The organism is Deinococcus pimensis DSM 21231, from assembly GCF_000519345.1.
In the GTDB taxonomy this organism is placed as follows: Bacteria; Deinococcota; Deinococci; order Deinococcales; family Deinococcaceae; genus Deinococcus_A; species Deinococcus_A pimensis.
The window spans coordinates 33609-38164 of sequence record NZ_KI912628.1 but is presented as its reverse complement, the minus strand read 5'-3'; the positions used below and the strand labels follow the sequence as shown (position 1 = coordinate 38164).

3 protein-coding genes and 1 pseudogene are annotated in these 4556 nt (G+C 69.5%); 2 read left to right on the top strand and 2 right to left on the bottom strand.

Annotated elements, in window-relative coordinates; genetic code table 11:
• Positions 1 to 284: pseudogene (locus tag DEIPI_RS38865) on the bottom strand (MFS transporter); the annotation flags it as partial.
• Positions 285 to 326: 42 nt separating this feature from the next.
• Positions 327 to 1214 carry a LysR family transcriptional regulator gene (locus DEIPI_RS0103745; RefSeq protein WP_027480904.1) on the bottom strand — a complete coding sequence of 296 codons (888 nt, stop codon included), beginning with the start codon at positions 1212 to 1214 and terminating at the stop codon, positions 327 to 329.
• Between the two features lie 266 nt (positions 1215 to 1480).
• Here DEIPI_RS0103745 and aceE point away from each other — a divergent pair, with 266 nt between their 5' ends.
• Both aceE and DEIPI_RS0103735 read left to right on the top strand, forming a co-directional pair.
• Positions 1481 to 4189, top strand: a complete 2709-nt coding sequence (aceE, locus tag DEIPI_RS0103740) for a pyruvate dehydrogenase (acetyl-transferring), homodimeric type (protein ID WP_027480903.1) — start codon at positions 1481 to 1483, stop codon at positions 4187 to 4189.
• A gap of 103 nt (positions 4190 to 4292) precedes the next feature.
• Positions 4293 to 4556, top strand: a 264-nt coding sequence (locus tag DEIPI_RS0103735; RefSeq protein WP_027480902.1) for a biotin/lipoyl-containing protein, incomplete at its 3' end; no start/stop codon positions are given.

Genomic DNA, 4556 nt, shown 5'->3' with positions numbered 1-4556 from the left:
ACCGCGACGCCCGCGAGGCCCGTGAGGGTGAGGGCCGCGCCGAGCCTCACGAGGCGGCGCAGTCCGAGGCGGGGCAGCAGCGCGCGGGACGCGATGATGCCGAGCATGCTGCCGAGGAAGTGGGCGCTCGCGATGAGGCCGACGTCCTCGCGGCCCACGCCGAAGCGGTCGGTGAAGGCCCCGAAGGCGGGACCGTACACGGCCTGCAGGGCGCCGATGAGGAGAAACCCGACGAATCCCAGGGAGAACAGGGCGCGGGAGGAGGTGGCGGAATCGGAAGACATGAAGGGTTATTGTAGTGCACCCGGATGAGGGGTGTCGGGCGCTCAGGGGGCCGCGCCGAGCACCTCCCTGCCCACGCTCAGGAACTGCTGCACGACGGGGCTGGCGTCCTCGCGGCGCCACGCGGCGTCGATCTCCACGACGGGCGCGTCGTCGAGCGGGCGGTAGGCGACGCCGGGCAGGGCGAGCTTGGAGAAGAAGCGGATGGGCAGGAACACGCCGATGCCCGCCGCGACGAGGCTCAGCAGGGTGGGCACCTCGATGGCCTCCTGGACGATGCGGGGCTGGAAGCCGGAGGCGGTGGCGAGGCTCATGACCTGATCGAAGTACGCGGCGCGGACGTGGCGGGGGAAGAAGACGAAGTCCTCGTTCGCGAGCTCCGCGAGGCGCAGACGCTCGCGCGCGGCGAGGGGATGCCCGGCGGGCAGCGCGACGATGAGGGGTTCGCGCCACATGGCCTCGCGGGCGAGGGAGGGGTCGCGGACGGGCAGCAGGACGAAGCCGACGTCGATGCGGCGCTCTCTCAGCGCCTGTTCCTGCTCGGCGGCGGTGAGTTCGAGCAGTTCGACGGCGACGTGCGGGAAGCGTTCGCGGAAGGTGCGGACGACCTCCGGGAGGCCGCCGAAGGCGAGCCCGCTGACGAAGCCGACGGCGAGCCGTCCCACCTCGCCGCGCGCGGCGCGGCGGGCGCGGTCGGCGGTCTGCTCGACGAGCGCGAGGACCTGCCGGGCGCCGGTGAGGAACTCGCTCCCGGCGGGCGTGAGCTGGACGCGGCGGGTGGTGCGTTCGAAGAGGCGGACGCCGAGTTCGTCCTCGAGGTTGCGGATGCTGCCGCTGAGGGCCTGCTGGACGACGAAGACGCGTTCGGCGGCGCGTCCGAAGTGCCCTTCCTCGGCGAGGGCGACGAAGTAACGCAGTTGCCTCAGGTCCACGGTGGTCCTCCTCCCTCATTTGTAACGCGAACTGGTGGGTGAGGGGGCGAGATGTCGGGCCGGGCGCCTGAACGTCGTGTCCGGCCCGCCCCGATTGACCTCCCGCGGTGGTGAATCTATGAGTGATCGGCTGTTGGACGCCCGGAAACGTTCCCGTAGACTGGGAAAATGCGAACGGACGTTAGGCACCCGGGGCGTCAGGAGACGCGCCGGGACGGTCCGCAGCGTTACACCGCCCACCACAGCATCAGAAAGGGAGAGGCCGAATGACCAGCACCCAGAACCCCCGGGCGGCCCTGTCCGCCGAGGACCGCGAGAAGCTCAACAGGATCGAGTCGCAGGAATGGCTCGACTCGCTCGCGTACGTCCTCGCCAGCGCCGGCAAGGCCCGCGCCGCCAACCTCCTCGAGGACCTCGACCACTACGCGTACTTCCACGGGGCGCCCATCCAGTTCAAGCAGAACACCCCGTACATCAACACCATCGCCGCCGAGGACCAGCCCGAGTACCCCGGCGACCTCGAACTCGAACGCAGGATCCGCAACATCATCCGCTGGAACGCCGTCGCGATGGTCGTGAAGGCCAACAAGAACAGCGACGGCATCGGCGGGCACCTCAGCACCTACGCCAGCACCGCCGAACTCTACGAGGTCGGCTTCAACCACTTCTTCCGCGGCCTCGACGCGGGCCCCTCGCGTGACCTGTTCTTCTGGCAGGGCCACGCCAGCCCCGGCATCTACGCCCGCAGCTTCCTGGAAGGACGCTTCGACGAGGCCCGCCTCGACAACTTCCGCCGCGAACTCCAGAACGGGCCCGGCCTCAGCAGCTACCCGCACCCCTGGCTGATGCCCGACTACTGGGAATTCCCCACGGTCTCCATGGGCCTCGGTCCGCTCCAGGCGATCTACCAGGCGCGCTTCGTCAAGTACCTGGAGAACCGCGGCCTCAAGGAGAAGGGCGACAGCAAGGTCTGGGCCTTCCTCGGCGACGGCGAGATGGACGAGCCGCAGTCGATCGGCGCGCTGCGCTTCGCCGCGTACGAGAACCTCGACAACCTCGTCTTCGTCCTCAACGCGAACCTCCAGCGCCTCGACGGACCCGTGCGCGCCAACAGCAAGGTCATCCAGGAGTTCGAGGCGCTCTTCCGCGGCGCGGGCTGGAACGTCATCAAGGTCGTGTGGGACAGCAAGTGGGACGAGCTGCTCTCCCGCGACTACAGCGGCGCGATCGTGAAGCGCTTCGAGCTGCTCGTGGACGGCGAGAGCCAGCGCTACGCGGCCTTCGGCGGCAAGGAGCTGCGCGAGAAGTTCTTCAACACCCCCGAACTCCAGAAGCTCATCGAGGGCTGGACCGACGCGGACCTCGAACTGCTCAACCGCGGCGGTCACGACGTCCGCAAGATCTACGCCGCGTACGCCGCCGCCGTGAAGCACAAGGGGCAGCCCACCATCATCATCGCGCGCACCGTCAAGGGCTACGGCCTCGGCGAGAGCGCGCAGGGCCGCAACGTCGCGCACCAGGTCAAGAAGCTCGACTTCCACGCCCTCAAGGACCTGCGCACCTTCCTGGAGCTCCCCCTCACCGACGAGCAGGTCGAGCACCTCGAGTACTACCACCCCGGCCCGGACAGCCCCGAGGTGAAGTACGCCCTCGCGCAGCGCGCGAAGCTCGGCGGGGCCGTCCCGAACCGCCGCGTGAACTTCCAGCCCGTGCAGGCGCCCGGCGAGGACTTCTACGCCGAGTTCTACAAGGGAAGCGGCGAGCGCGAGGTCAGCACCACCATGGCCTTCGTGCAGATCCTCTCCAAGCTGCTGCGCGACAAGAACATCGGCAGGCTCGTCGTGCCGATCGTCCCGGACGAGGCGCGCACCTTCGGCATGGACGCCCTCGTGCCCCGCATCGGCATCTACAGCCCGCGCGGCCAGACCTACCAGCCCGTCGACTCCGGCAGCCTGATGGCCTACAAGGAGAGCAAGGACGGCCAGATGCTGGAGGAAGGCATCACCGAGGACGGCGCGATGGCCTCCTGGATCGCGTCCGCCACGTCCTACAGCGTGCACGGCGTGCCCACCATCCCCTTCTACGTGTACTACTCCATGTTCGGCATGCAGCGCGTCGGGGACCTCGTCTGGGCCGCCGGCGACCAGCGCGCGCGCGGCTTCCTGGTGGGCGCCACGGCGGGCCGCACCACCCTCGCGGGTGAGGGCCTGCAGCACCAGGACGGCAACAGCCTCGTGCAGGCGTACCCCGTGCCGAACCTCAAGACGTACGATCCGGCCTTCGCGTACGAGCTCGCCGTGATCGTCGAGGACGGCATCCGCCGCATGTACGTCGAGAACGAGGACGTCTTCTACTACGTCACCGTCGAGAACGAGAACTACGTGCAGCTCCCCATGCCCGAGAACCACGAGGAGGTCCGCGAGGGCATCGTCAGGGGCATGTACCGCCTGAACCGCTCCGCCGCGGGAGGCGCGAAGCTGCGCGCGCAGCTGCTCGGCAGCGGGCCCGCCATGACGGCGGTGCTGGAGGCGCAGAAGCAGCTCGAGGCGTACGGCGTCGCGGCGGACGTCTGGAGCGTCACGAGCTACAAGGAGCTCCACCAGGACGCCCTCATCACCGAGCGCGAGAACATGCTGCACCCCGAGCGCGAGCCCGCCAGGAGCTTCGCGGCGACGCAGCTCGCCGAGGAGAACGCGCCCGGCGTGATCGTCGCGGTGAGCGACTACGTGAAGCTCCTCGCGGACAGCCTCAGCGGGCACGTGGGCCGCAAGGTCTGGACGCTCGGCACGGACGGCTGGGGCCGCAGCGAGGCGCGCGAGGAACTGCGCGACTTCTTCGAGGTGGACACCAAGCACATCGTCGTCGCGACCCTCTACGCGCTCGCGCGGGGCGGGCAGCTCGGCGGGGACGTCGTCGCGAAGGCCATTGCCGACCTCGGCGTGGACCCCGAGCGCCTCGCGCCCGTCCTGCGCTGACCTCCTCCACGGGCGGGCCGCCTGAAGCAACCCCCAAGGCGGCCCGCAGCGCGCGGCGCGAACCGAGAAGCCCCAGCATTTACGATCCATCCAAGGAGCCACCATGCCCACAGAAGTCAAACTTCCCGAAGTCGGTGACAACATCGAGCAGGGCAGCGTCGTCAACATCCTCGTGAAGCCCGGCGACACCATCAGCGAGGGCCAGCCCGTCATCGAGATCGAGACGGACAAGGCCGTCGTGGAGGTCCCGTCCAGCGCGGCGGGCACCGTCGAGGAGGTCCGCGTGAAGGAGGGCGACACCGTGCCCGTCGGCGGCGTCATCCTGACCCTCGCCGGGGGCGCCGCGCCCGCCACGGCCCCCGCCCCC